Annotated in this window: 21 protein-coding genes; 10 read left to right on the top strand and 11 right to left on the bottom strand. The window is 67.9% G+C overall.

Translation table 11 applies throughout. From position 1 onward, the window contains the following. The first annotated feature begins 173 nt into the window (after nt 1-173). Nucleotides 174-1,238: an NAD(P)H-dependent amine dehydrogenase family protein gene (locus tag AWC18_RS09720; RefSeq protein ID WP_234806477.1), complete on the top strand. Its 1,065-nt coding sequence runs from the start codon at nt 174-176 to the stop codon at nt 1,236-1,238. Here AWC18_RS09720 and AWC18_RS09715 read toward each other — a convergent pair. Beyond that, entirely contained in the window at nt 1,230-2,375 is a 1,146-nt protein-coding gene (locus AWC18_RS09715) for an ABC transporter substrate-binding protein (RefSeq protein WP_085138544.1), read from the bottom strand. The two genes, AWC18_RS09720 and AWC18_RS09715, sit on opposite strands and share 9 nt — an antisense overlap. Before the next feature lie 40 nt (nt 2,376-2,415). Between AWC18_RS09715 and AWC18_RS09710 the strand changes: the two genes are divergently transcribed. From AWC18_RS09710 to AWC18_RS09695, 4 genes are all read left to right on the top strand, one after another. After that, nucleotides 2,416-3,048: a TetR/AcrR family transcriptional regulator gene (locus tag AWC18_RS09710; protein ID WP_064997224.1), complete on the top strand. Its 633-nt coding sequence runs from the start codon at nt 2,416-2,418 to the stop codon at nt 3,046-3,048. 161 nt (nt 3,049-3,209) lie between these two features. Further along, complete coding sequence (locus AWC18_RS09705) at nt 3,210-4,001, top strand: SDR family oxidoreductase (protein ID WP_064997223.1); 792 nt, start codon at nt 3,210-3,212, stop codon at nt 3,999-4,001. Nucleotides 4,002-4,015: 14 nt separating this feature from the next. Further along, nucleotides 4,016-5,485 carry an aldehyde dehydrogenase family protein gene (locus AWC18_RS09700; RefSeq protein WP_234784401.1) on the top strand — a complete coding sequence of 490 codons (1,470 nt, stop codon included), beginning with the start codon at nt 4,016-4,018 and terminating at the stop codon, nt 5,483-5,485. Then, nucleotides 5,482-6,642 carry an NDMA-dependent alcohol dehydrogenase gene (locus AWC18_RS09695; RefSeq protein ID WP_064997269.1) on the top strand — a complete coding sequence of 387 codons (1,161 nt, stop codon included), beginning with the start codon at nt 5,482-5,484 and terminating at the stop codon, nt 6,640-6,642. Before AWC18_RS09700 ends, AWC18_RS09695 begins: the two co-directional genes overlap by 4 nt. Nucleotides 6,643-6,677: 35 nt before the next feature. Here the strand turns inward: AWC18_RS09695 and AWC18_RS09690 are convergent, their stop codons facing one another. Continuing rightward, the gene (locus tag AWC18_RS09690) at nt 6,678-6,995 is read right to left on the bottom strand and encodes a DUF4229 domain-containing protein (protein WP_064997222.1); all 318 of its coding nucleotides are present in this window, start codon (nt 6,993-6,995) and stop codon (nt 6,678-6,680) included. A 70-nt stretch (nt 6,996-7,065) separates the two neighbouring features. Between AWC18_RS09690 and AWC18_RS21070 the strand changes: the two genes are divergently transcribed. Further along, nucleotides 7,066-7,215 (top strand): hypothetical protein, encoded by a 150-nt coding sequence (locus AWC18_RS21070; protein ID WP_109470315.1) that lies wholly within the window; start codon nt 7,066-7,068, stop codon nt 7,213-7,215. Nucleotides 7,216-7,246: 31 nt separating this feature from the next. On the opposite strand, the gene AWC18_RS09685 is transcribed toward AWC18_RS21070, so the two are convergent. The 7 genes from AWC18_RS09685 to hemL form a co-directional block, all read right to left on the bottom strand. Beyond that, complete coding sequence (locus tag AWC18_RS09685; RefSeq protein WP_082961021.1) at nt 7,247-8,596, bottom strand: nucleotide-binding protein; 1,350 nt, start codon at nt 8,594-8,596, stop codon at nt 7,247-7,249. Between the two features lie 85 nt (nt 8,597-8,681). Next, a complete protein-coding gene (ccsB, locus tag AWC18_RS09680; RefSeq protein WP_064997220.1) occupies nt 8,682-9,659 on the bottom strand; it encodes a c-type cytochrome biogenesis protein CcsB in 978 nt (325 codons plus the stop codon). A gap of 2 nt (nt 9,660-9,661) precedes the next feature. Further along, nucleotides 9,662-11,326: a cytochrome c biogenesis protein ResB gene (gene resB / locus AWC18_RS09675; RefSeq protein ID WP_085138542.1), complete on the bottom strand. Its 1,665-nt coding sequence runs from the start codon at nt 11,324-11,326 to the stop codon at nt 9,662-9,664. Then, a complete protein-coding gene (locus AWC18_RS09670; protein WP_085138540.1) occupies nt 11,326-12,105 on the bottom strand; it encodes a cytochrome c biogenesis CcdA family protein in 780 nt (259 codons plus the stop codon). The genes resB and AWC18_RS09670 overlap by 1 nt, the downstream gene beginning before the upstream one ends. Next, nucleotides 12,102-12,692 carry a TlpA disulfide reductase family protein gene (locus AWC18_RS09665; protein WP_064997217.1) on the bottom strand — a complete coding sequence of 197 codons (591 nt, stop codon included), beginning with the start codon at nt 12,690-12,692 and terminating at the stop codon, nt 12,102-12,104. The genes AWC18_RS09670 and AWC18_RS09665 overlap by 4 nt, the downstream gene beginning before the upstream one ends. Nucleotides 12,693-12,694: 2 nt before the next feature. After that, nucleotides 12,695-13,303 carry a histidine phosphatase family protein gene (locus AWC18_RS09660; protein WP_064997216.1) on the bottom strand — a complete coding sequence of 203 codons (609 nt, stop codon included), beginning with the start codon at nt 13,301-13,303 and terminating at the stop codon, nt 12,695-12,697. Next, entirely contained in the window at nt 13,303-14,622 is a 1,320-nt protein-coding gene (gene hemL, locus AWC18_RS09655; protein ID WP_234806476.1) for a glutamate-1-semialdehyde 2,1-aminomutase, read from the bottom strand. Before hemL ends, AWC18_RS09660 begins: the two co-directional genes overlap by 1 nt. A gap of 91 nt (nt 14,623-14,713) precedes the next feature. Between hemL and AWC18_RS09650 the strand changes: the two genes are divergently transcribed. The 4 genes from AWC18_RS09650 (at nt 14,714) to AWC18_RS09635 (ending at nt 18,252) form a co-directional block, all read left to right on the top strand. Continuing rightward, nucleotides 14,714-15,097, top strand: a complete 384-nt coding sequence (locus AWC18_RS09650) for a nitroreductase family deazaflavin-dependent oxidoreductase (protein WP_064997267.1) — start codon at nt 14,714-14,716, stop codon at nt 15,095-15,097. 84 nt (nt 15,098-15,181) lie between these two features. After that, nucleotides 15,182-15,481 carry a nitroreductase family deazaflavin-dependent oxidoreductase gene (locus tag AWC18_RS09645; RefSeq protein ID WP_234806490.1) on the top strand — a complete coding sequence of 100 codons (300 nt, stop codon included), beginning with the start codon at nt 15,182-15,184 and terminating at the stop codon, nt 15,479-15,481. A gap of 5 nt (nt 15,482-15,486) precedes the next feature. Continuing rightward, nucleotides 15,487-16,689, top strand: a complete 1,203-nt coding sequence (locus AWC18_RS09640; RefSeq protein WP_234806475.1) for a JmjC domain-containing protein — start codon at nt 15,487-15,489, stop codon at nt 16,687-16,689. A 120-nt stretch (nt 16,690-16,809) separates the two neighbouring features. Further along, on the top strand, nt 16,810-18,252 hold the full coding sequence (locus tag AWC18_RS09635; RefSeq protein WP_085138538.1) for a PPE domain-containing protein: 1,443 nt from the start codon (nt 16,810-16,812) through the stop codon (nt 18,250-18,252). 10 nt (nt 18,253-18,262) lie between these two features. On the opposite strand, the gene AWC18_RS22210 is transcribed toward AWC18_RS09635, so the two are convergent. Continuing rightward, nucleotides 18,263-19,720, bottom strand: coding sequence for a PGRS repeat-containing protein (locus AWC18_RS22210; protein WP_165757989.1), 1,458 nt, complete (start codon nt 19,718-19,720; stop codon nt 18,263-18,265). A 192-nt stretch (nt 19,721-19,912) separates the two neighbouring features. Continuing rightward, the gene (locus tag AWC18_RS22205; RefSeq protein ID WP_085138536.1) at nt 19,913-21,253 is read right to left on the bottom strand and encodes a PPE family protein, SVP subgroup; all 1,341 of its coding nucleotides are present in this window, start codon (nt 21,251-21,253) and stop codon (nt 19,913-19,915) included. Nucleotides 21,254-21,380: the final 127 nt, after the last annotated feature.

Here is a 21,380-nt window from a genome sequence, read left to right as displayed (position 1 = left end):
CGTCGCGAACACCCTGTTCGAGTTCCTCCACGCTTGCCTGCTGGACCACGCGATAACTCCCACCGTTGCGCCGACAGGCTCAACATTCATCCTGTCGGTTGTCAACGTACATGATGTATGTTGATGGGCGCCAGGCATGAGCCGTCCGCTAATGCCCAACCAGGAGTGATTGATTGACGCCACGAGTGGTTCAGTGGGCGACCGGCGCCGTCGGGCGCGCGGCGCTGCGGGAGATCATCGAGAAGCCCGACTTCCACCTGGCCGGTGTGCTGGTCTACGACCCGGCCAAGGAAGGCGTGGATGCCGGCGCGCTCTGCGGTCTGCCGCCGACGACCGGCGTCCTGGCAACCACCGACAAGGACCGGATCGCGCAGCTGCGCCCGGACGTGGTGATACATACCGCCAGCAAGGCCCATGCGGTGGACACCAACGCCGCGGATATCTGCCGACTGCTGGAAGCGGGAATCAACGTCATCACCACGACGTCGTATAACCACCTACCCACCTATGGTGCGGACACCGAAGCGGCGTTCGTCGCAGCCTGCCGCACCGGCGGTGCCCGCTTCCATGCCGCGGGCGAGAATCCCGGCTTCATGTTCGAACGCCTGGTGGCGACCGTGACCGGGTTGAGCAAGACCGTCGACAGAATCGACCTCTACGAAGCGACCGATGTTTCCGGGGTGGACAGTCGTCCCATGCTGTTCGACCTGATGGGTATGGGACGCCCGCCGGCCGACGTCAGCATCGACTCCCCCATCGTCAAAAAGCTCGACATCGCCTACCGCCAAGCGCTGAACGCCACCGCCGATGTGCTGGGGATCGAACTCGACAGCGTCGAGGTGTCCGTCGATGCCACGACACTGCCCCATGACATCGAGGTGAAGGCCGGGACCATCGAGGCAGGGACCGTTGTCGGACAACGCTTTTCCTGGGTCGGGCATTGGGCGGGCCGGGCGCTGCTGGCCATCCACGAGGAATGGGTTCTGACGCGCGATCTGCCGCAGTGGGGTCTGAGCCCGCTGAAACCAGGTGAGAACGTGCCGCTGATCCGCGCGGAGATCAGGGGAGATCCCAGCTTCACGCTGCAGCTCGACGTGGGGGACGGGCCCAGCGGGACGGAAACCATGCCCGGCCATCTGATGATCGCGATGAGCGCGGTGCGCGCCGTCCCATATGTGCTCGCCCAGCCGCCGGGCATCGTGACCGCGCCGGTGTTCGGCGCCATCCGGCTAGCCTGAGCTGAGGCCCACTGCGCGGGCGATGTTGTCGCTGGGCACGGCATGGAAGACGTGTGCGCTGCCGTCGGGTACCACGCGGCGTGCCACCAGATAGTCCGAACCCAGCCAGCCCTGGCGAAGGTAGCGGCCGAAGCGCAAGAACGTTCCCGGTGCACCACTGGCCGCCGGGATCAGCTTCACCTGCTCGATGCCGGCGCGCACGCCGTCCCCGGTCAACGGGCGGGCCGCCGACAGGCCGCGAGCGATCACGGTCGCCGCATCATGGGCCAGGCCCGGCATCGAATGTCCGGGACGTCGGCCGTATTTGGCTTCGAACCTGTCCAGAAAGCGCTGGCCGACCATATTGCGCTCGTCATAGCTGTCCAAGCCGATCCAGCCACGCAGCTGCCACATCCACTCGGCGTTGATATGCGCCATCTCGAAGGCGGTGGTCGTGTATCGCGGCGGATCCCAGCCGGCACTCAACAGCGCATCGGAGAACCCCCAGAGTCCGTGACCGAACCCCACATGCACCAGCGCGTCGGGGTTGGTGGCCCGCAACTGCTCGACTGCTGCCTCTTTCTCCGCCTCCACCTGGGGAATCGCCACCGTTGCGGTGATCGTGAGACCGGCTGCGGTGTACGCCTTCTCAGAGAACGCGAGGTACTCCTTGCCGATCAGCGAGGACTCATAGGCGATGGCGATCCGTTTGCGACCGTCGCCGATCATCACTGCCGCCAGCATCACCGGCTCCTCGGCCATCGAGCCGTTGTTCAGCGCGAAACTCCACTCCCCGAGCGCGCCCTCCGAACCGGACAACGTGATGATCGGGGTACGCGCCGTGGCGTCGACATGCGGTCGAAGCGGGACCACGTTGTCCGACACCCAGGGCCCGAAGATGGCCAGGCAGCCTTCGGCGACGAGCTCGTCGAAGGCCCGTTCGACGACGTGGTACGTCCCGTTGGGCAGGCCCACCACGTCCCGTCGGACGATCTCCACCGGACGATCGATCAGGCCGGTCGCGTGCGCTTCCTCCATCACCAGCGTCAGAGCTGCAAGGGTGTCGTTGTCGGTGTCGCCCTTCGTCGGATAGTCGTTGAGCAGACCCACCTTCAGCGGAGCGACCGCGCCGTAAGCCCGATCCTTCTCGTCAGCCATACCGGCAACATACATGATGAATGTTGCTAGGATCGCCCTCATGGCCAGGCGCGGAGGCACCGACGACGAACGCCGCGAAAGAGGCGATCAGACGCGGCGCAACCTCATTGATGCAGGTCGCATTTTGTTTGTGGAGAAGGGTTACTTCAACACCAGCATCGGCGACTTGGTCGAGCGATCCGGCGTGGGAACCCGCGGGGCCTTCTATCACCACTTCAAAGACAAGTCGGAACTGTTCCGCGCGGTGTTCGAGGAAGTGGAACGCGATCTGACACTGCGGTCATTGGCATCGCCACCGCCGGGGACGGATACCTGGGCGCGACTCAGCACCGGGCTGCACGGTTTTCTCGACGCCGCACTCGAACCGGAAGTTCAGCGCATCATGCTGCTCGACGGTCCGGTCGTGCTGGGCTGGGAGACGCTTCGCGCCATCCAGGAGGGCAACAGCATTGCGCTCATCGAAGAGGCGGTGCGCGACGCCATCGCCGAGGGCATCATCGGCGACCAGCCGGTCACCGAACTGACCCATATGTTGGTTTCGGCGTTAGAGGAGGCAGCCCTGCTCGTGGCCCATGCCGACCAACCCGACCAAGCCCGCGAACGCGCGGCCCGGGTCTTCAATCGTCTACTGATGAGCTTCAGCGCAGACGACCGAAATACGTTGTTGCCCTAGCACACAACACCTGCGGTAGATACCTGCCGCAGTGACGAAAATCGTAATTATCGGATTTGGTTAGTGGAGGTTTCTACAACGTGATAATTTCGTTCTCTGCGATACAGAGGAGGCTCATGACCGTCCAGGCCCATCGGACCACGCCACTGGGGGAGAGCTGAATGGCTGACCGAACCGAGCCGCTGCGGGTGGCGGTGGTGGGAGCCTCGGCCGGGCTGGGCCGCTGCATCGGCATGGGCCTGGCCGCCAAAGGCGCCCGCGTCGCCTTTCTCGCCCGGCGCCTCGAGCGGCTCACCAAAGCCGCCGACGAGGCCGGCAACGGAGCGGTCGGTGTGGTCTGCGACGTCACCGAGTCCGAATCGTGCCAGTCCGCAATGGCCACGGTGGCCGACACATTCGGTGGTTTGGACGCCATCGTCTACACCACCGGGATGGGCATCCTGGCACCGCTGGCAGACCTCGACGCCACGCAGTGGGCCCAGATGTTCGCGACCAACGTCACCGGCGCATCGCTGGCCACCGCTGCGGCAGCGCCACATCTGGCGGCGTCAGGAGGATCCGCCGTCTACCTGTCCTCGCTGAGCGCCTCCTACACCAATCCCTGGCCCCTGCTCGGCGCGTACGCGGTGACCAAGGCCGCGCTCGACAAGCTCGTCGAGGCTTGGCGCATCGAACACCCCAACATCGGTTTCACCCGGCTCGCAGTCGGCGACAGCTTCGGTGGTCAGGGCGACTCGCAGACCGAATTCAACAAGAACTGGGAACCCGCCGCCTTCGAGAAGGCCATCCGGCTGTGGATGGAACGAGGCGAGATGCAGGGCGGCTTGGTCGACGCCGAACACCTGGCCGATGTCGTGCACTCCGTACTGGTCTGCGGCAACAGCAGTTTCATTCCGTATCTGACACTCGCCCCCCGGCCGTCTTCGGCGGTCAAAGAGCTTCGACACTGGTAAAGGACAGCACCCGCATGGCTCACGAATCCCGCATGCTCATCGACGGCAAACTCGTCGAGTCCGAGACCGGACATCAGTTCGACAACATCAACCCCGCGACCGAGGAAGTTCTGGGCAGCACCGCGGACGGTACCCGCGCCGATATGGAGCGGGCCGTGGCCGCGGCGCGGCATGCCTTCGACAACACCGACTGGTCGCGCAACCCCGACTTGCGGACAACCGGGCTTCGGCAACTGCAGGCGGCACTGGAAGCCGAACGTGAAGAACTGCGTGCGGAACTGATCGCCGAGGCCGGGTGCCCGCTGCTGAGCACCTACGGTCCCCAGCTCGACGTACCCCTCAAGGAAGCGCTCACCTGGCCGACCGACATGATCGGTCAATTCCCCTGGAAGCGTTCCCTTCCCGACAAGGATGCGTTCGGTATCGGCGCCCCCACCGCCCGTGAGGTGTGGAAGGAGCCCATCGGGGTGGTCGGGGTGATCACACCGTGGAACTTCCCGGTCGAAATCATCCTCAACAAGATCGGCCCCATTCTGGCCATGGGCAACACCATGGTGCTCAAACCGGCGCCCGACACCCCGTGGAATGCGACCCGGATCGGCCGGATCATCGCCGAACAGACCGATATCCCACCCGGCGTCATCAATATCGTGCCGTCGTCGGATCACCTGGTCGGCGAGGTGCTCTCGACGTCTCCCCTGGTGGATATGGTCGCCTTCACCGGATCCACCGCCACCGGCCGGCGCATCATGACGGCCGCCGCACAGACCCTCAAGCCGACCTTCCTCGAGCTCGGCGGGAAATCGGTGTATCTGATCCTCGAAGATGAGGGCGACATCAGCGGGGCGGTCGGCGGAAGCGCCTTCATCTCCATGCACGCCGGCCAGGGCTGCGCGATGCCCACCCGTCTCCTGGTCCCCCATTCGCGTTACGACGAGGCCGTGGAGCTCGTGAAGGCCGCGATGGAGAGAAACAAGTACGGCGACCCGACCGACCCGTCCGTCCTTCAGGGGCCCCAGGTGTCCAAACGGCAGCAGGAACGGGTACTCGGCTACATCCAGAAGGGCAAGGACGAGGGCGCCCGGCTGGTCACCGGTGGCGGAGTTCCGGCCAGTACCCCCCGGGGATTCTTCGTCGAGCCAACGATTTTCGCCGACGTCGACAACAAGATGACCATTGCCCAGGAAGAGATCTTCGGACCCGTCTTGTCGGTCATCGGCTTCGCCGACGACGACGAGGCGGTCAGAATCGCCAACGACTCCATCTACGGGTTGTCCGGGGTTCTGTTCGCCAATGATCTGGAGCGCGCCAAATCCGTGGCCAGCCGAATACGTACCGGCACTCTCGGCATCAACGGCGGGCTGTGGTACGGCGCCGATGCACCGTTCGGCGGCTACAAACAGTCGGGGATCGGACGCCAGTGCGGTCTCGAGGGTCTGGAGATTTTCACCGAGACCAAGACCGTCGGTTGGCCGGCATCATGAAGTGTGCAGCGGCGGTGCTGCCCGGCGTCGGAATCGACTGGGAAGTCAGCGAAATAGAGCTCGACCCGCCCAAAGCGGGTGAAGTGCTGGTGAAAATGGCCTACGCCGGCATCTGCCACTCCGATGAGCACTTCTATTCCGGCGACAGCGTGCCCAGCGCCGAGATGGAGGAGATGATGCGGGCTGCCGGCGTGCCGGTGCCCGAATGGTTCCCCATGCTCGGGGGACACGAGGGCTCAGGCGTCGTCGAAGAGGTGGGACCCGGCGTCACCACCCTCAAGCCCGGCGACCATGTGGCCGTCTCTTTCTTTCCGGCATGCGGCAGTTGCCGGTTCTGCGTGACCGGTCATACCTACCTGTGCGATGTCGGCGCCGACATCTACAGCAAGGAGATGACCACCGACCACACCCGGCGCCGTCATCTGGGCGGCGAAGATCTCATGGCCATGATGCAGGTCGGCACGTTCGCCGAGTATGTCGTTGCCTCAGAACGTTCGCTGGTCAAGATCAACGACTGGATCTCGCTGGAGGCCGCATCGTTGGTGTCTTGCGGTGTGACAACGGGTTTCGGTTCGGGCTCCGTTGCCGCGGGTACCGAGGTCGGCGACACCGTGGTGGTCTGCGGGGTCGGCGGTATCGGCATGAACGCCGTGCAGGGAGCCAAGGCCGCCGGCGCCAAGCACATCGTCGCGGTGGATCCCAATGAGTTCAAACGCGAGGTCGCCCCGAGCTTCGGCGCCACCCACACCGCCCCGGACGCCGCCGCCGCTCTCGAACTGGTCAAGGAACTGACCTGGGGGGTGATGGCGGATCGGGTCGTGCTGTCCCCCGGTGTGGTACCGCCGGAGCTGGTGATGATGGGCATGATGCTGCTGCGCAAGGGCGGAACCTGCGTGCTGACCGGCATGGCGAAGGTCTCCGACATGATGGTGCCGCTGATTCTGCCGGACATGGTGAGCTCCTGTAAGACGCTCAAAGGCGTTCTCTACGGGGAGATGAACCCGCGCGAGGCGATGCCACGGCTGCTGTCGATGTACGAAGCGGGAAACCTCAAACTCGACGAGTTGGTCACCCAGAGATACAAGCTGGACCAGATCAACGAAGCCATGCAGGATCTGCGCGCCGGCAAAAATATCCGCGGAGTGATCGCCTTCTAAGCGCCGTTGACCTCGCGGCGAGTCACGGACAGCTCCTAGTCGTCGCCCTCTGCGTCCCCACGCAGCCGCGCCTGCAACTGCTCACGTTCCCGGCGGCGACGCTCACCGGCGACGGTCAGGCTCTCGGTCGCGCGTTTACGCAGCGGTGTGAAAATCCACATTCCCAGCGGCAGCGCGACGATCAGGGCCAGCATCGCGGCGATGATCGGCGGAAAATCGCTGAGCCCCAGCAGCCGGCCCAGACCGTAGATGACCGCCGTCAGCGCAACCACCAGCGCCAGCCGCGCCGCCGAGTACACCGCCACATCGACTACCGCACGGCCCACCGGGGCCCGACCTGTTGCCACGGTCATCAAGCTTACTGGCGGGCGTGACCTGCATAACCTCGCTTACCGGTATATTCGACGCCAGGAGGTGTCGCGAGTGCTCTACCTGCTCCTCATCCTGACTCTGGGAACGCTGGTGTATCTCAGCCTGCGCGCCACCCGCGCCCGGCCGAAGACGCGCGTCATCGGGCCGGACGACGACCCGGAGTTCCTCTGGCGGATCAGCCACGGCGACAACCAGCCCTAGGGCTGCCACCCGGGCCTGATCCGGCCCCGAGCTAGACGAAGTGCTGGTTGAACCGGCTGTCGCCCGGAAACGCTTCGGCAACCACCGCAGCCAGCTCGACCAGTGCCTCGCGCGTCTCCCTCTTGAGCCGCATCAGATCGATCTCCGCGCCCTCTTCCAGATGCGGGTCGAACGGCACCAACCGCACCGCGCGGCAGCGCCGGGAGAAGTGGTCGACCACCTTCTGCATGTCGACCTTGCCCGAGCGTGGCCGCACCGCGTTGATCACCGCGATCGAGTTACGCACCAGGTCTTCGTGACCGTGCGCGTCGAGCCAGTCCAGCGTCGCCGAGGCGCTGCGGGCGCCGTCGACCGAGCCGGAGCTGACCACGATCATGGTGTCGGCCTTGGCGAGCACCGCTGACATGGCCGAGTGCATCAGACCGGTGCCGCAGTCGGTGAGCACCAGACTGTAGAACCGCTCCAGGACCTGCAGGGTGCTGGCGTAATCCTCGGCGCTGAATGCTTCGGAGACCGCCGGGTCGGTGTCGGAGGCGAGCACTTCCAGGCGGCTGGGGCCCTGGTTGGTGTAGCTGCGGACATCGCTGTAGCGCTGGATGCCCTCCGCGTCGCGCAGCAGGTGCCGGACCGTGGCCGGGGTCTCCATCGGCACCTTCTGGTTCAGCGTGCCGCGGTCGGGGTTGGCATCCACGGCCACCACCCGGTCACCTCGGATGGAGGCGAATGTGGCGCCCAGGGTCGCGGTGATGGTGGTCTTGCCGACGCCGCCCTTCAGTGACAGCACCGCGATGCGGTGGCAGCCCTGCAGCGGCCGGTTCACCTGGTTCACCAAGTCGTTGAAGCGGATGGTGCGCGGGCTCTCGCCCACATTGATCAGCTGTCCGGACAGCACGTAGAGCAGGCGACGCCAGCCCGACGTCGGCGGCGGCTTGACCTGCCGCAACAGTGAGGTGGTGGACAGATCGGAGAACGGGGCGATGGGCTCAGAAGCACGATACGGTGCCTGCCCGCCGCCACCGGCGGCACTGCCGGAACTGCCGCCGAGGTAAACCGGAGCGGGATTCTCCATCGGCTGCGGAACCCATGTGGTCGATGCGCCTGAACTCCAGGACTGCTGCTGCGATGGGGCCTCCGCGGGCGCCGGCGGCCATGGGTCGACCGGTTCGGAGAACCGGCGCTCGGTGCGGAAACCGCCGAAGGAGCGCGTCTCCTCGCCCTGGGGCCGCGGGCTGAACGACCCGGTGGCCCCGGGCTCGGAAGCGTCCGAGGGGCCATCGGCTGCCTGGCTGACGTGCTGAAGCGGCCGGAACTGGGTGGTCGGATGATCCGTCACATCGTGGCTCGCTGTGACATCACCGGGTGCATGGTCGGACACTTGTATCTCCCCCTGTCGCACTGGTCAGGACGTCAAGGACGTCGCTAACCGCAGGGTAGCGCAGCTGTCATAAAGGAAACTGTCAGCTGGATTAGCCGACTCCGGCATATGAGTGCAGGCCGACGGTCACCAGGTTCACGAAAAACAGGTTGAAGATCATCGCCGCGAACCCCACCACGTTGATCCACGCCGCCTTGTAATCGCGCCACCCCGCGGTCGACCTGGCATGCAGATAGGCGGCGTAGACCACCCAGGCGATGAACGACACCGTCTCCTTGGGGTCCCAGCCCCAGTAGCGGCCCCACGCGCCCTCGGCCCAGATCGCCCCGAAGATCACCCCGAAGCCGAACACCGGGAAGGCGAAGATCGTGGTCCGGTAGGCGATGCGGTCCAGGGTCTGGGCATCGGGCAGCCGGCGCACCATGCGCGCCAGGGCCCCCGGCGCGTCCGGATCGCTGAGCCGTGACGAGCGGATCAGAAACAGGATGCTGGCCATCCCGGCCACCAGGAACACCCCGGAACCGATGCTGACCACCGACACGTGGATCGGCAGCCAGTAGGACTGCAGCGCGGGCATGACCGGCGCGGCGGTGGCATAGAGCCAGCGCCCGGAGACCGTCAGCAGGATCAGCACCGGCAGCAGCACGAACACCCACAGGCTGCGGTGCTGCGGCCGGCGCAGTGCCACGGCGGCGGCCACCAGCCCGGAGAAGCACGTCAGGTTGATGAACTCGTACATGTTGCCCCACGGCGGGCGCAGCGTGGCGGCGCCGCGGAAAGCGATGCAGGCCAGCAGCAGGGCGATACCCAGGTAGACCAGGGCCAGACCGGCCCGGCCCACCCGCTCGCCCAGGGGCCGTCGCGGTGCGGGTAGCACCACGCCCGGCGTGGCGCTGTCGGAGCGCACACCGCCGGCGGAGACCAGCTCGGTCTCGACAGGTGTGCGGCCACGGCTGGAGGCCAGTTCGACGGCGAGCAACAGCAGCGCGAGGACCAGCACGACCATCGCCGAGGTGAACGCCCAGTCGGAGTAGCGCGCCAGCCCGATGTCGATATGACTCGTATTCACACCTACGTCTCCTTGCCGAACAGCCGTGTGCGCAATCGCTCGAACTCGTCACCCCAGCCGGCGTTGTCGGTGCGAGCCAGCCCGCCCAGCTCGACGTTCACCGTACCGGCCTGCCCAGGGGCCTCGGTCGGGGGCGAAGCGGATCCCGGGTCCGTCGATGCGGCGGGGGTGATCCGAATCCAGATCCGGCGGCGGCGCACCAGCAGCGACACCACCAGCCCCGCCATCATCGTCATCGCGAACACCAGCACCCAGATCTCGGCCGGGTCGTGCGACACCTGGATGTTGACGAACGGCACCGCACCGTCGAAGCGCACCGTGGTGCCGTCGTCGAGGCGGATCTGCTCACCGGCCTTCAGGTTGGACCGGGCCACCTTGGTCAGCCGGCCCTGGTCGATCAGCCGGGAATCCAGCGTGAACAGGTTCTGCGGCCGGCCGGTGTCGAGCCCGGTGTCGCCGCGGTAGACGTCGATCGCGACCGCGGGGTCATTCATCGCGGGGAACGCCGACGACAGCAGTCGATTGTCGAGCTGTTCGGTCGGGGCGAACAGGCCCTGAATGCCGATCTGGTGTTTGCGGCGCTCGGTCGCGTCGGGGTAGACCCCGGCCGGGGGATCGATGCGGACCGCACCCGACGACAACAGCGTCAGCGGGTTGTCCGGGCGGAACTGCACCGTCTGGCTGCGGGTCTGTCCGTCCGGGAACGTCACGGTGAAGGTGGGTGCGTAGCCGTGTCCCTGCAGGTACGCCCGCACGCCGCCGACCCGCAGCGGATGGTTGACCTCCAGCAGGTAGGGCCGCCACTGATCGGTGCGCAGGTCCTCACCGGCCTGGTAGTCGATATGCGCGGTGAAGGACGTCGCCAGCCCGGAGACCAGGTAGTCGGCGGTGAAGTCGTTGACCCGCACGCACAGCGGGTGCAGCTTGGTTCCGTCGACGGTGGCGCCGGCCCGGAAGGAGTCGAACGCTGCCGGCGACGCCGAGCAGAATCCCGGTCCGCCGTCGGCGATGACCATCACGTTGCCTTCGTAGCCGAACATGCGGCCGAGCGCGACGGCGGCCAGCAGCCCCAGCAGCGCGAAATGGAAGATCAGATTGCCGAATTCGCGCAGGTAGCCCTTCTCCGCCGAGATTTCGATGACCCCGGTGTCCGAGGAGCGCGTGATCCGGCGCCAGCCGCGCAACTCTGCGGCCATCTGGGCGCCGAGTTCGGTGGCGTCACCGGCCAGTTGCGTCGTCGCGTGCTTGGGCAGCCGAGACAGGTTGCGCGGTGCGGCGACCGGGGTGGCGCGCAGGTTTCTCAGATGCTCGAAAGTCCGCGGGGTCAGGCAGCCGATCAGCGATACGCACAGCAGCACGTAGATGGCGGTGAACCAGAAACTGGAGAAGACGTCGAAAGCCTCCAGCCGGTCCAGCCAGGGTCCCAGGACCGGGTGCAGCGCCAGATATTCCTCGACTTTGGCGGCGTTGAGGCTGCGTTGCGGCAGCAGTGCCCCGGGAATGGCGGCCAGTGCCAGCAGCACCAGCAGCACCAGGGCGGTGCCCATGGACGTCAGCGCCCGCCAGGTGTTGCGGATCTTCCCGGCGAGCAGACGTGAAGTCCCCCTAAAGCGCGCCAATTTGGGGGCTTTCGCGTCTGCTCGCGGTGAAAAAAGTGGGGTGGTCATCAGATCGGCAGCCTGACATCAGAGACCAGTCCGTCGCGAACCGCGGCCACGAAGTGGTCCCACACGCCGGTGACCAGGGCGAGCCCGACGGCGATCAACAGCACACCGCCCAGCACCTGGATCGCCCGGGTGTGCCGGCGCAGCCAACCCAGCCCGGCCACCGCGCTGGCCGACCCGAACGCCAGCGCCACGAACGGAATGCCCAGCCCCAGGCAGTAGGCGATCACCAGCACCACCCCGCGGGCCACCCCGGCACCGTCGGTGGTCGAGGCGACCGCGATCACCCCGGTCAGGGTGGGCCCCAGGCACGGGGTCCAGCCGAGCGCGAACACCGCGCCCAGCAGCGGCGCCCCCAACACGGTGGACAGCTGGGCCGGCGTGAAGCGCAGTTGACGCTGCAGCGCCGGAACGAACCCGATGAACACCAAGCCCATCAGAATCGTCACCGCGCCACCGATTCGTTGCAGCAGCACCTGATTGGTGATCAACGTGGTGGTCATCCCCAATACGGCCACCGAGCCCAGCAAGAACACCGCCGTGAACCCGGCGACGAACAGTGCCGCCGACCCGGCCACGCGCCACCGGGCGCCGGGCGGGGGCTCCAGTGCTCCGGCCCGCGGCGTCTCATCGACGCCCACCACCGCCGCCAGGTAAGACAGGTATCCCGGCACCAACGGCACCACGCACGGCGAGGCAAACGACACCAGCCCGGCCAGGGCCGACACGGCGACGGCCAGCAGCAGCGGACCGGTGGTGGCGGTGGCGGTGAAGCCGCTCACGGCGCCGCCTCGGCGGCCAGTCGCTGCACGACCGGCTGCAGGTCTTCGGCCAGAACCTCACGCAGGAACACCGCCGCGACCCGATGCTGCCGGTCGAGCACCATGGTTGCCGGGATCACCGACGAGGGGTAGCGGCCACCGAACGCGATCATGGTGCGCATCGCCGGGTCGTAGATCGAGGGATAGGTGATGTGACGGTCGGAGATGAAGTCGCGCGACGCCTGCGGCTCCGGGTCCCGGACGTCGATGCCCAAGAACGCCACGCCCTGGGACCGGGTGTCGTCGTAAACCTTTTGCAGCTGGCTGATTTCGGTACGGCAGGGTCCGCACCACTGCCCCCACACGTTGATGACGACGACCTTGCCCTCGAAGTCATCGAGGCTGATGGTGCGCGATGGGTCCATCAGGTCGGGCCCGGAGATCGGGCCGGGCCGGCCGCGGTCCTGCGGGGGATCGTAGAAAATGTCGGTCTTGCCGCCGGGCGAGACGAATTCGAAGGTGCCGCCGTGGGTGACGGCGTCGTCGCCGACCGAGCAGCCCGAGATCAGCGCGGCCAGCACTGCCCCGACGATCAGCACTGCCCGCATCGTCAGCCGCCGGCCGGAACCTGGTAATCGACGTCGACGAGACGATCACCGTCGTAGATCAACGTGGTCACCGACCCCACGCCGCACTCCCGCCGGCGCGGGTCGTGCCAGAGCCGCTTGCCGGTGAGGTGCAGGCGCGCAGTCCAGACCGGCAGCTGATGACTGACGCACACCACCTCGCGGCCGGCCGCGCGAGCGCGCGCCCTTTTCACCGCGGCAGCCATCCGAGCCGCGATCTGCTCATACGGTTCGCCCCACGACGGGGTGAACGGGTTGCGCAGGTGCCACCAGAACTGCGGGTTGCGCCAGGCACCGTCGCCGGGCGAAACACGCTTGCCCTCAAAGAAGTTGGCCGACTCGATCAGGTCCTCGTCGGTGTCGATGGCCAGGTCGTGACGCGCGGCGATCGGGGCGGCGGTCTCCTGGGCGCGCTGGAGCGGCGAGGCGATCACCGCGACGATGTCGCGGCCGGCCAGCAGTTCGGCGGCGGCGACGGCTTGGGCGCGGCCGGTGTCGGAGAGCCGGAAACCGGGCAGCCGACCGTACAGAATGCCGTCGGGGTTGTGGACTTCGCCGTGGCGGATCAGGTGTACGCGGGTCTCTTCTGCCATCAGGATTTCGGCTCCGGGGTGGTCGCGGCGGCATGTGCCGCGGCGGGGAGCGCAGCGGCGATCTGGTCGAAGGCCTCGTCGGTCAGGGCGGCTGAGACGAACCATGCCTCGAAGGGGCTGCAGGGCAGGTAGACACCGGCTTCCAGCATGGCGTGGAAGAACGCCGGGAAACGCCAGGTCGCACTGGCGCGGGCGGCGGCGAAGTCGGTGACGGGTTCGTCGGCGAAGAACACACTGAACATGTTTCCGGCGCGGGGGATCTGGTGCGGCACTCCGGCAGCGGTGAACGCCTCGGCCAGCATCGCGGTCAGCCGGTCGGCGTTCTTGTCCAGCGCGGCGTAGACGTCGTCGTCGGCGGTGCGCAGCGTGGCCAGGCCGGCCGCGGTGGCCACCGGGTTTCCCGACAGCGTGCCGGCCTGATAGACCGGCCCCAGCGGTGCCAGCCGATCCATCACCTCGGCCCGGCCGCCGAATGCCGCGGCCGGCAGCCCGCCGCTGATCACCTTGCCGAAGGTGAACAGGTCAGCCTCCACCGGGTCGATGCCATACCAACCGCGGGCGCTCACCCGGAAGCCGGTCATCACCTCGTCGATGATCAGCAGTGCCCCGTACTCGGCGGTGATGGACCGCAGCTCGGCGTTGAAACCGGGCGACGGCGGCACCACGCCCATGTTGCCGGGGCTGGCCTCGGTGATGACGGCGGCGATCTGGTCGCCGAACTCGACGAAGGCCGCACGGACCGCGTCGACGTCGTTGTAGGGCAACACGATCGTGTCGGCGGCGGTGGCGCCGGTGACCCCCGGCGACGACGGCAGCGCCAGGGTGGCCACCCCGGAGCCGGCATCGGCGAGCAGGGCGTCGACGTGGCCGTGGTAGCAGCCGGAGAACTTGATGACCTTGGCTCGGCCGGTGAAGCCGCGGGCAAGCCGCAGCGCGCTCATGGTGGCCTCGGTGCCGGAATTGACCAGCCGGACCTTATGCACGGCGGGCACCCGGGCGATGATCTCGGCAGCCAGCTCGGTCTCGGTGCGCGTCGGCGCCCCAAAGGACAGCCCGGCGCCGGCGGCCTCACGGACCGCCGCCACCACCGCGGGGTGGGCGTGACCCAGAATCATCGGGCCCCAGGAGCAGACCAGGTCCACGTAGCGGTGGCCGTCGGCGTCGGTCAGCCAGCAGCCCTGCGCCTCGGTGATGAAGCGGGGCGTGCCCCCCACCGAGGCGAACGCCCGGGCCGGGGAGTTGACGCCGCCGGGAATCACCGCGCAGGCCTCGGCGAACAATCGCTCCGACACCGCTGTGGCTCGATCCGCAATACCCACGCGACCAGTGTCCCAGCTCGCGCGGCATCGCTCGACTACAGGGTGTAGTTGAGGGTTGAAGTGGGTCGACGGCCAGGGTTGGATGGCAGTCATGCAGTTACCACAGCGGCTGGCCCGGTTCAACCGGCATGTCACCAACCCGATCCAGCGAATGTGGGCAGGCTGGGCGCCGACGTTCGGAATCCTCGAGCACGTCGGGCGGCGCTCCGGCAAGCCCTACCGGACCCCGCTGAGCGTGTTCAGCACCGACGACGGGGTGGCCATTCTGCTGACCTACGGTCCGGACCGGGACTGGCTGAAGAACATCACGGCCGCCGGGGGTGGCACCATGCGCCGGCACGGCAAGACGTTCGGCGTGACCGCGCCGCGGGTGGTGAGCAGGGCCGAGGCCGCCGAGCACGTGAGCCCGCGCACCCGCAAGGTCTTCGCGCGGCTGCCGTTCGAGCAGGCCGTGCTGCTGACCCGGCAGGGCTGAGTGGTGCGGTTCTCTGACCGGCGTGCCCGGTTCAACCGCGTCGTGACGAATCCTCTGTTCCGCCCGTTCTGCGGCTGGGTGCCGATGTGGTCGATCGTCGAGCACACCGGCCGGCGCTCCGGCACGGTCTACCGCACCCCGGTCTCGATGTTCCACACCGCCGACGGCGTGGCGGTGCTGCTGCCGTACGGGACCGGCCGCGACTGGGTGAAGAATCTGCAGGCCGCCGACGCCGGCCGGGTCAAAGTCGGCGGGAAGACCTTCGCGGTCACGAATCCGCGAATCGTGCCGACCGAGGAGGCGGTGGGCCTGCTGAAGGCGCCGTGGCGTCAGCTGCTCGGACGCGCCGGCGTGCCGCACACCTTGTTGTTGACCCGCGCTTGAGGCCGGTGTCGGGCTTCGCGATCCCGGAGAGCCCGGACGCTCCGCTCGCCTGGCTGCTGGGGCCGGTGACGGTGGAGACCTTCCTCGATGAGCTGTGGGGCGTCAGCCCGCACCACATCCGCCGGGGCCGCGCCGACTACTTCGACCGCCTGCTGGCCGGCCCGTCGGCGGTGGATCGTCTGCTGGCGGCATTGCGTACCGAGCCGCCTGCGGTGCGCCTGGTACGCGGCGCCGATCACTTGGAGGCCGATCAGTACACGCTGCCCGACGGCACCTTGGACGTGGCGCGTGTTCGCGCCGCGGCCGACAGCGGCTACACGATCATCTGCAACAACATCGAGAAGTACCTGCGCTCCATGTCGACGCTGACCCACGGCGTCGAGGTCGAGCTGAATTTTCCGACCCACGTCAACGCCTACATCACCCCGGCGACCGCCACGGGCTTCCTGCCGCACTACGACCACCACGACGTGCTGGTGTTGCAGGTCCAGGGCAGCAAGACCTGGTATCTCTACGGCGACGACCCGGTGTCGCCGCACCTGATGCAGCGGATGTACGAGGTCGACCCCGCTGGTCTGCCGGAGCCGACGAGTCTGCACCTTCAGGCGGGAGACACCCTCTACCTGCCGCGAGGCGTTGTGCACTCCGCGGAGACGGGGGCCGAACCGTCGCTGCACCTGACCGTCGGCATCCACGTCCCGACGGTGCTCACGCTGCTGACCCACGCCTTACACCTGTTGAGCCTGCGTGATGACGTCGTGCACACTCGACTGCCGGCACGCCACCTGGACGATGCGCAGGTGCAGTCGAGCCTGAGCTCATTGATCAGTTCCGGCCTGTCCGTGGTCGGGTCCCCCGACGCCGTCGCGGAAGGCCTTGGCGCCATGCAGGATTTTCTGCTGCGGCGCGCCCGTTGTCCGGTCGTCGGGCAGGTCAGCGACACCGTCGGGCTCGACGTCGATACCTGGGTTCGAAAGCAGCACCCGCTGTACTCGCGTGTGACCACGACGGCCGACGGCGTCGGCCTGCAGTTCGCGCAGCTGATCGTCACCGCCGGCGCGGACCACGCGTCCGCGATGCGATTCGTGTCGGAATGCTCTGAGCCGTTCCGGGTCGGAGAACTGCCCGGACTGGCCACCGCGCAACAGATTGAACTGGCACGCAGTCTGATCATGAGCGGCTTTCTGGTGCGTTCAGACGCCCAATAGCCTCGTCGAAGCATCTGCGGGCCCCATTCACGCTTTGGATCCTCATCCCGAGTAAATCCCCAGGAAATAGTCAAGATTTGAGGTTTAGGATTTCGTCTGTTCACCGCGCGGAAGGCGACCATGACGGAGCCGATTTGGATGGCCTCGCCACCGGAGGTGCACTCGGCTCTGCTGAGCAGCGGACCGGGTGCGGGACCACTGCTGGCAGCCGCCGCGATGTGGGATGCCCTGAGCACGGAATACACCGAAGTGGCGCAAGAACTTTCCACCCTGCTCTCGGCCGTACAGGCGGGCTCATGGCAGGGCCCGAGCGCGGAATCCTATGTCGCGGCGAATGTTCCGTATCTGGCCTGGCTGACCAAAGCCGGCGCGGACAGCATGACGTTGGCAGCTCAACATCAGACCGCCGCCACCGCGTACACGTCCGCGCTGGCCGCCATGCCCACGTCGGGCGAGCTGGCCGCCAACCACGCCCTCCATGCCGTACTGGTGGCGACGAACTTCTTTGGGATCAATGCGATTCCGATCGCGGTCAACGAGGCCGACTACACCCGGATGTGGGTTCAGGCGGCAACCACGATGTCGACGTATCAGGAGGTGACCGCAGCGGCGGTGGCGTCATCGCCGGCGGCTTCGACCGCGCCCACGGTCCTCAATCCCGACACCCCGAAGCATCGCGACCACCAGCACCGGACCGGCCAGGCGCCCTCCCAGGACTTCGGCAACATCTACCAGGAGAGCTGGTGGACCACCCGGATCGCTGAGATCAACGAGGCCATCCAGGCCGACTTGTCCAGCAACAATCCCCTCACCAGCCTGATCAGTGACCCGGTGCTGATGACCATCGCGCCGCACTACGCCGGTGAGATCGTGCTCGGAATGGCGCCGGCGGTAACCGCGCTGACCGAAACCATGCTCGGCTTGGTCGCACCCGTGTTGCCGCTCGGTGGGGTGGTCGGTGTCACCGGGCTGGCCGACGTGGCGGTAAGCAACGCACCCGCCGCACCTGCGGCGCCCTCTCCGAACCCCGCACAGCCCGTGCCCGCTGCCGCGGCAGCCCCGACGGCGGCATCGCCGGCTCCCGCCGCGGCAGGTCCCCCGGCCCCGCCGGCGCTGGCGCCGGCCGCCGGCGTGGCCGGTGCCGCCCCGCCACTTCCGCCGCCGTTCACCGGCACTGAATCAGCATTCCTCCCCTACCTGGTGGGCGCCGGCCCGGCCAGCGGGACGCCGATGAAAGTACGCTCGAGCGTTTCTGCGCAGGAGCAGCGTCGCGACGCGGTCGAGGCGACAGTGGGCGGCGGCGCCTCCACAGACCGGGCGCGCCGACGCCGGCAGCGCAAGGCCCTGACCGACCCTGGACACCGCTACGAATACCTCAACTCACCGGAGGCTCTGGCCGACCGGCAGGGCGCGGTCCAGATGGGGTTCTCAGGCACTGCTGGGCATGAGAAATACTCTGCGGCAACCGGTTTGCACGCAATTGCCGAGAGCGCCACCGGACCCACCATCCCGATGCTGCCGCATGACTGGCCGGCACCCGAAGGCCCGGATCAGCTCGGCTGACCCGATCCGGTCACGAGCCGCCGGGCGGCCCGGACTGACCGTCGCTGCCATCGGGGTTGCCCGCTCCGCCACTACCACCCTTACCGCCTGCCCCCGGCGCAGGAGCCTGACCGCCCACGCCGCCATTGCCGCCGTCGCCGCCGCGACCGACCGACCCGCCGGGCCCGGCCGCGCCGCCCGCCCCACCGGCGCCCCCGGATCCGGCCGCATCCGCAATCGCTCCGTTTCCGGCGTCACCGCCATCCCCGCCGCGCCCTCCGGTGCCTCCTATGGGGTCCCCGACCGTGCCGGCGCCGCCGGCGCCACCGTTGCCTCCCTTGCCACCGCCACCACTCTCCCCGCTGCCGGGCGCACCGACCATGCCGTTTCCACCGATGCCGCCGTCGCCACCGTTGCCCGCTATGCCGGCAGGCGATCCCGCCGCGCCGCCGTCGCCACCGTCACCGCCGACCCGGCCGTGACTCGGCACGCCGCCGTACCCGCCCGTTCCGCCCACGCCGCCGTGTCCACCGTTTCCGCCGTTGCCGAACGACCCGGCCAGGGCGTCGCCACCGTTGCCGCCCGGCGCGCTGAAGCCACCCGCACCGGGGTCACCCATGAACTGCAGGGCGCCGCCGTTGCCGGCCGCACCGCCGTTGCCACCGTTGCCACCGCTGGGGTGATCTGCGGTGCCGACACCACCATTCCCGCCGTAGCCGCCTGAACCGCCGGCACCACTGAAGCCCATGACGGCGTCGCCGCCATCGGCAGCCTTGCCGCCATCGCCACCGTCGCCGCCATCGTTGCCCCAGCCGCCATCACCGCCGTCACCGCCGCGTCCGCCCGCGCCGAACAGTGAGATCGCATCGCCGCCCAACCCACCGTCGCCCCCGTTGCCGGCAGTCCCCGAGACACTGTCGAGCCCGTCACCGCCCCAACCGCCGTCGCCGCCGTTGCCCATGAACCAGCCGCCGGTCCCGCCGACGCCGCCGTTGGCGCTGGCCCCGCCGTCGCCGCCGAAACCACCGTTGCCGACCATCCCGGCATCGCCGCCGTCGCCGCCGTTGACCCCCAACTCGGTGTTCTGGTCGGCGCCGGGGTTGTAACCGTTGCCGCCGTCGCCGAACAGCCAGCCGCCGTCGCCACCGTCGGGACTGTCCACGGTGCCGTCGACACCGTTGCAGATCAGCCCGCATGCGCCGTCAAAAGCGAAGAGCGGGTTGATGATCGGATCCACCAGGACACCTGGTCCCTGAATCCACAGCTCGCCCAGATCGTGAATTGACGCGTACAGCTGGTCCTGCGACAGCCCGGCGACGACGGTCTCAGCCGCCGAGGCCCACACGTAGATATCGGCACCGACCTGGGCGTCCCACAGGTCGCTGGCGGTGGCGACGTCGGGTACCGACGAAGCGCCCAGGCTCGCGACGTCGAAAAACTGATCCAACAGGTCTTCGACATCGGCCGAGGCCGGTGACACGGGTGCCACCGCCAGCGCCAAGCAGACCCCCGCGAGGGTATTGCGGTTCCTGCTGAGACAACCCGCACTGCCCCAATCGACCATTTCCCGCCCCCTCGCCTCACCCCTGGCAACCACTGAGTGGCCGGAGCTTAGCCAGCGAGACTTGCGTCCACAAGGGCGGTATTTGTGCGGAAGATCAACCGCAAACGCGGAATTAGATCACTGCCCTAACAGGCGCATTTTCTGCTCGTTGTACTCGTCGTTGGTGATCAACCCGCGATCCCGCAGCTCGGCGAATTCGCGGATCTCCGCGGCGATGCCCATCAGCGACGGGCCGGGGGCGTCCCCGGTGTCGCCGGCCGGCGAATCAGCCGCCGCGCCCGCCGCACGTTGAGGCAGTTGCACTTTCGCGTTCGATTCCGCGTCGGCACCCCCGCGGCCGCGACTGATCGAACCCGCCAGGGCGCTGCCACCCATGCCCGCCAACGCCATCTGACTGAAGGCGGTACCGGCAGCGCTCAGGGACGTCGCCGGCGCTCCGCCCAAGGCCGGTCCCGCCAGCGGCTTGGTGTACGACAGACTCCGGATCTCCGGGGCGTTGGCCGCCCAGTTGATCGGCACCGACAGGTTCCCGGCGGTGATCGCCTCGCCCATCGCCGCCGACAGCGACGCCCCGGGCACCAGCGGCCGCGACGGTGTCAACGGGGAGAACAGCTCGATGCTGTGCAGGATCTCGTACTCCACCAGCTGCAACTGGTCCTGCTCGGCCAAGATCTCGCGGGTGCTGGCGTCCCCCGCAGCCCAGGCGCCGATCGACATGACCAGCCCCGCCGTCGACACCGCACTCACGCCGAACAGGTCCGAGAAGCTCGGCCACACCAGCAGGTCATCGGGCCCCTGCGCCACGCCGGGAAGCGTGGCCGCCGCCGTCTGCAGCAGCGAGTTGTTCGGCGACCCGCCGATCCCCGATGCCAGCTGGCTGAGCAGGGACTGGATGTCCGACGACGAGTCGGCCTGGCTGGCCGGTCCCGCGGGATTGCTGGTCTGCGGTGGCGCCTGAAACGGTGCGAGACCGGTCGCGGCCGCCGAAGCGGCGGCGTAGGCATACATGGCGGCCGCGTCCTGGGCCCACATCTCGGCGTACTCGGCCTCGTTGGCGGCGATCGCCGCGGTGTTGGTGCCCAAGACATTGGTGGCGATCAGCAGCTGGAGTTGGACTCGGTTGGCCCCCACCACCGACGGGGGCACCGTCGCACTGTGCGCCGCGTCGTAGGCCGCCGCCGCCGCGTTGGCCTGTGCGGCCGTGTGGTCGATCTGCGCCGCGGTCTCCGTCATCCAGGCCACGTACCGTGCGGCGGCCCGAGTCAGCGCCTCAGACGCCGGCCCCAGCCAGGCCTGGGCCGTCAGTTCGGCGATCACCGCTTCATAGGATGCGACCGCCGAGTGCAGTTCGGCGGAGAGCCCACCCCAGGCGGCGGCAGCGGCGCGCATCGGCGCGGAACCCGGCCCGGTGTAGATCCGCAACGAGTTGATCTCCGGTGGCAGCGCAGCGTAATCCATCACCGACCCCCTCCCTGGGGCGTACACCGCGCTCGGGAAAGGGGCGTGTGTGTACGTGTGTGTATTTGTAGTCCAAAAGGTAGCGGTTGACCGGCAATTCCGGATTAGCGGAGGCTCTTCCGGCCTT

The organism is Mycolicibacter nonchromogenicus, assembly GCF_002101775.1.
In the GTDB taxonomy this organism is placed as follows: Bacteria; Actinomycetota; Actinomycetes; order Mycobacteriales; family Mycobacteriaceae; genus Mycobacterium; species Mycobacterium nonchromogenicum.
This window is presented reverse-complemented; position numbering and strand designations above follow the sequence as displayed.

What these genes read in the sequence shown, in the direction of transcription:
- AWC18_RS09695 (WP_064997269.1), top strand. Translation starts at nt 5,482, where the DNA reads ATGAAGTGTGCAGCGGCGGTGCTGCCCGGCGTCGGAATCGACTGGGAA.
- AWC18_RS09645 (WP_234806490.1), top strand. Translation starts at nt 15,182, where the DNA reads ATGTGGTCGATCGTCGAGCACACCGGCCGGCGCTCCGGCACGGTCTAC.
- AWC18_RS09710 (WP_064997224.1), top strand. Translation starts at nt 2,416, where the DNA reads ATGGCCAGGCGCGGAGGCACCGACGACGAACGCCGCGAAAGAGGCGAT.
- resB (WP_085138542.1), bottom strand. Translation starts at nt 11,326, where the DNA reads ATGACCACCCCACTTTTTTCACCGCGAGCAGACGCGAAAGCCCCCAAA.
- AWC18_RS09660 (WP_064997216.1), bottom strand. Translation starts at nt 13,303, where the DNA reads ATGGCAGAAGAGACCCGCGTACACCTGATCCGCCACGGCGAAGTCCAC.
- AWC18_RS09665 (WP_064997217.1), bottom strand. Translation starts at nt 12,692, where the DNA reads ATGCGGGCAGTGCTGATCGTCGGGGCAGTGCTGGCCGCGCTGATCTCG.
- AWC18_RS09700 (WP_234784401.1), top strand. Translation starts at nt 4,016, where the DNA reads ATGGCTCACGAATCCCGCATGCTCATCGACGGCAAACTCGTCGAGTCC.
- AWC18_RS09690 (WP_064997222.1), bottom strand. Translation starts at nt 6,995, where the DNA reads ATGACCGTGGCAACAGGTCGGGCCCCGGTGGGCCGTGCGGTAGTCGAT.
- AWC18_RS09705 (WP_064997223.1), top strand. Translation starts at nt 3,210, where the DNA reads ATGGCTGACCGAACCGAGCCGCTGCGGGTGGCGGTGGTGGGAGCCTCG.
- AWC18_RS09650 (WP_064997267.1), top strand. Translation starts at nt 14,714, where the DNA reads ATGCAGTTACCACAGCGGCTGGCCCGGTTCAACCGGCATGTCACCAAC.
- AWC18_RS09635 (WP_085138538.1), top strand. Translation starts at nt 16,810, where the DNA reads ATGACGGAGCCGATTTGGATGGCCTCGCCACCGGAGGTGCACTCGGCT.
- AWC18_RS09715 (WP_085138544.1), bottom strand. Translation starts at nt 2,375, where the DNA reads ATGGCTGACGAGAAGGATCGGGCTTACGGCGCGGTCGCTCCGCTGAAG.
- AWC18_RS22205 (WP_085138536.1), bottom strand. Translation starts at nt 21,253, where the DNA reads ATGGATTACGCTGCGCTGCCACCGGAGATCAACTCGTTGCGGATCTAC.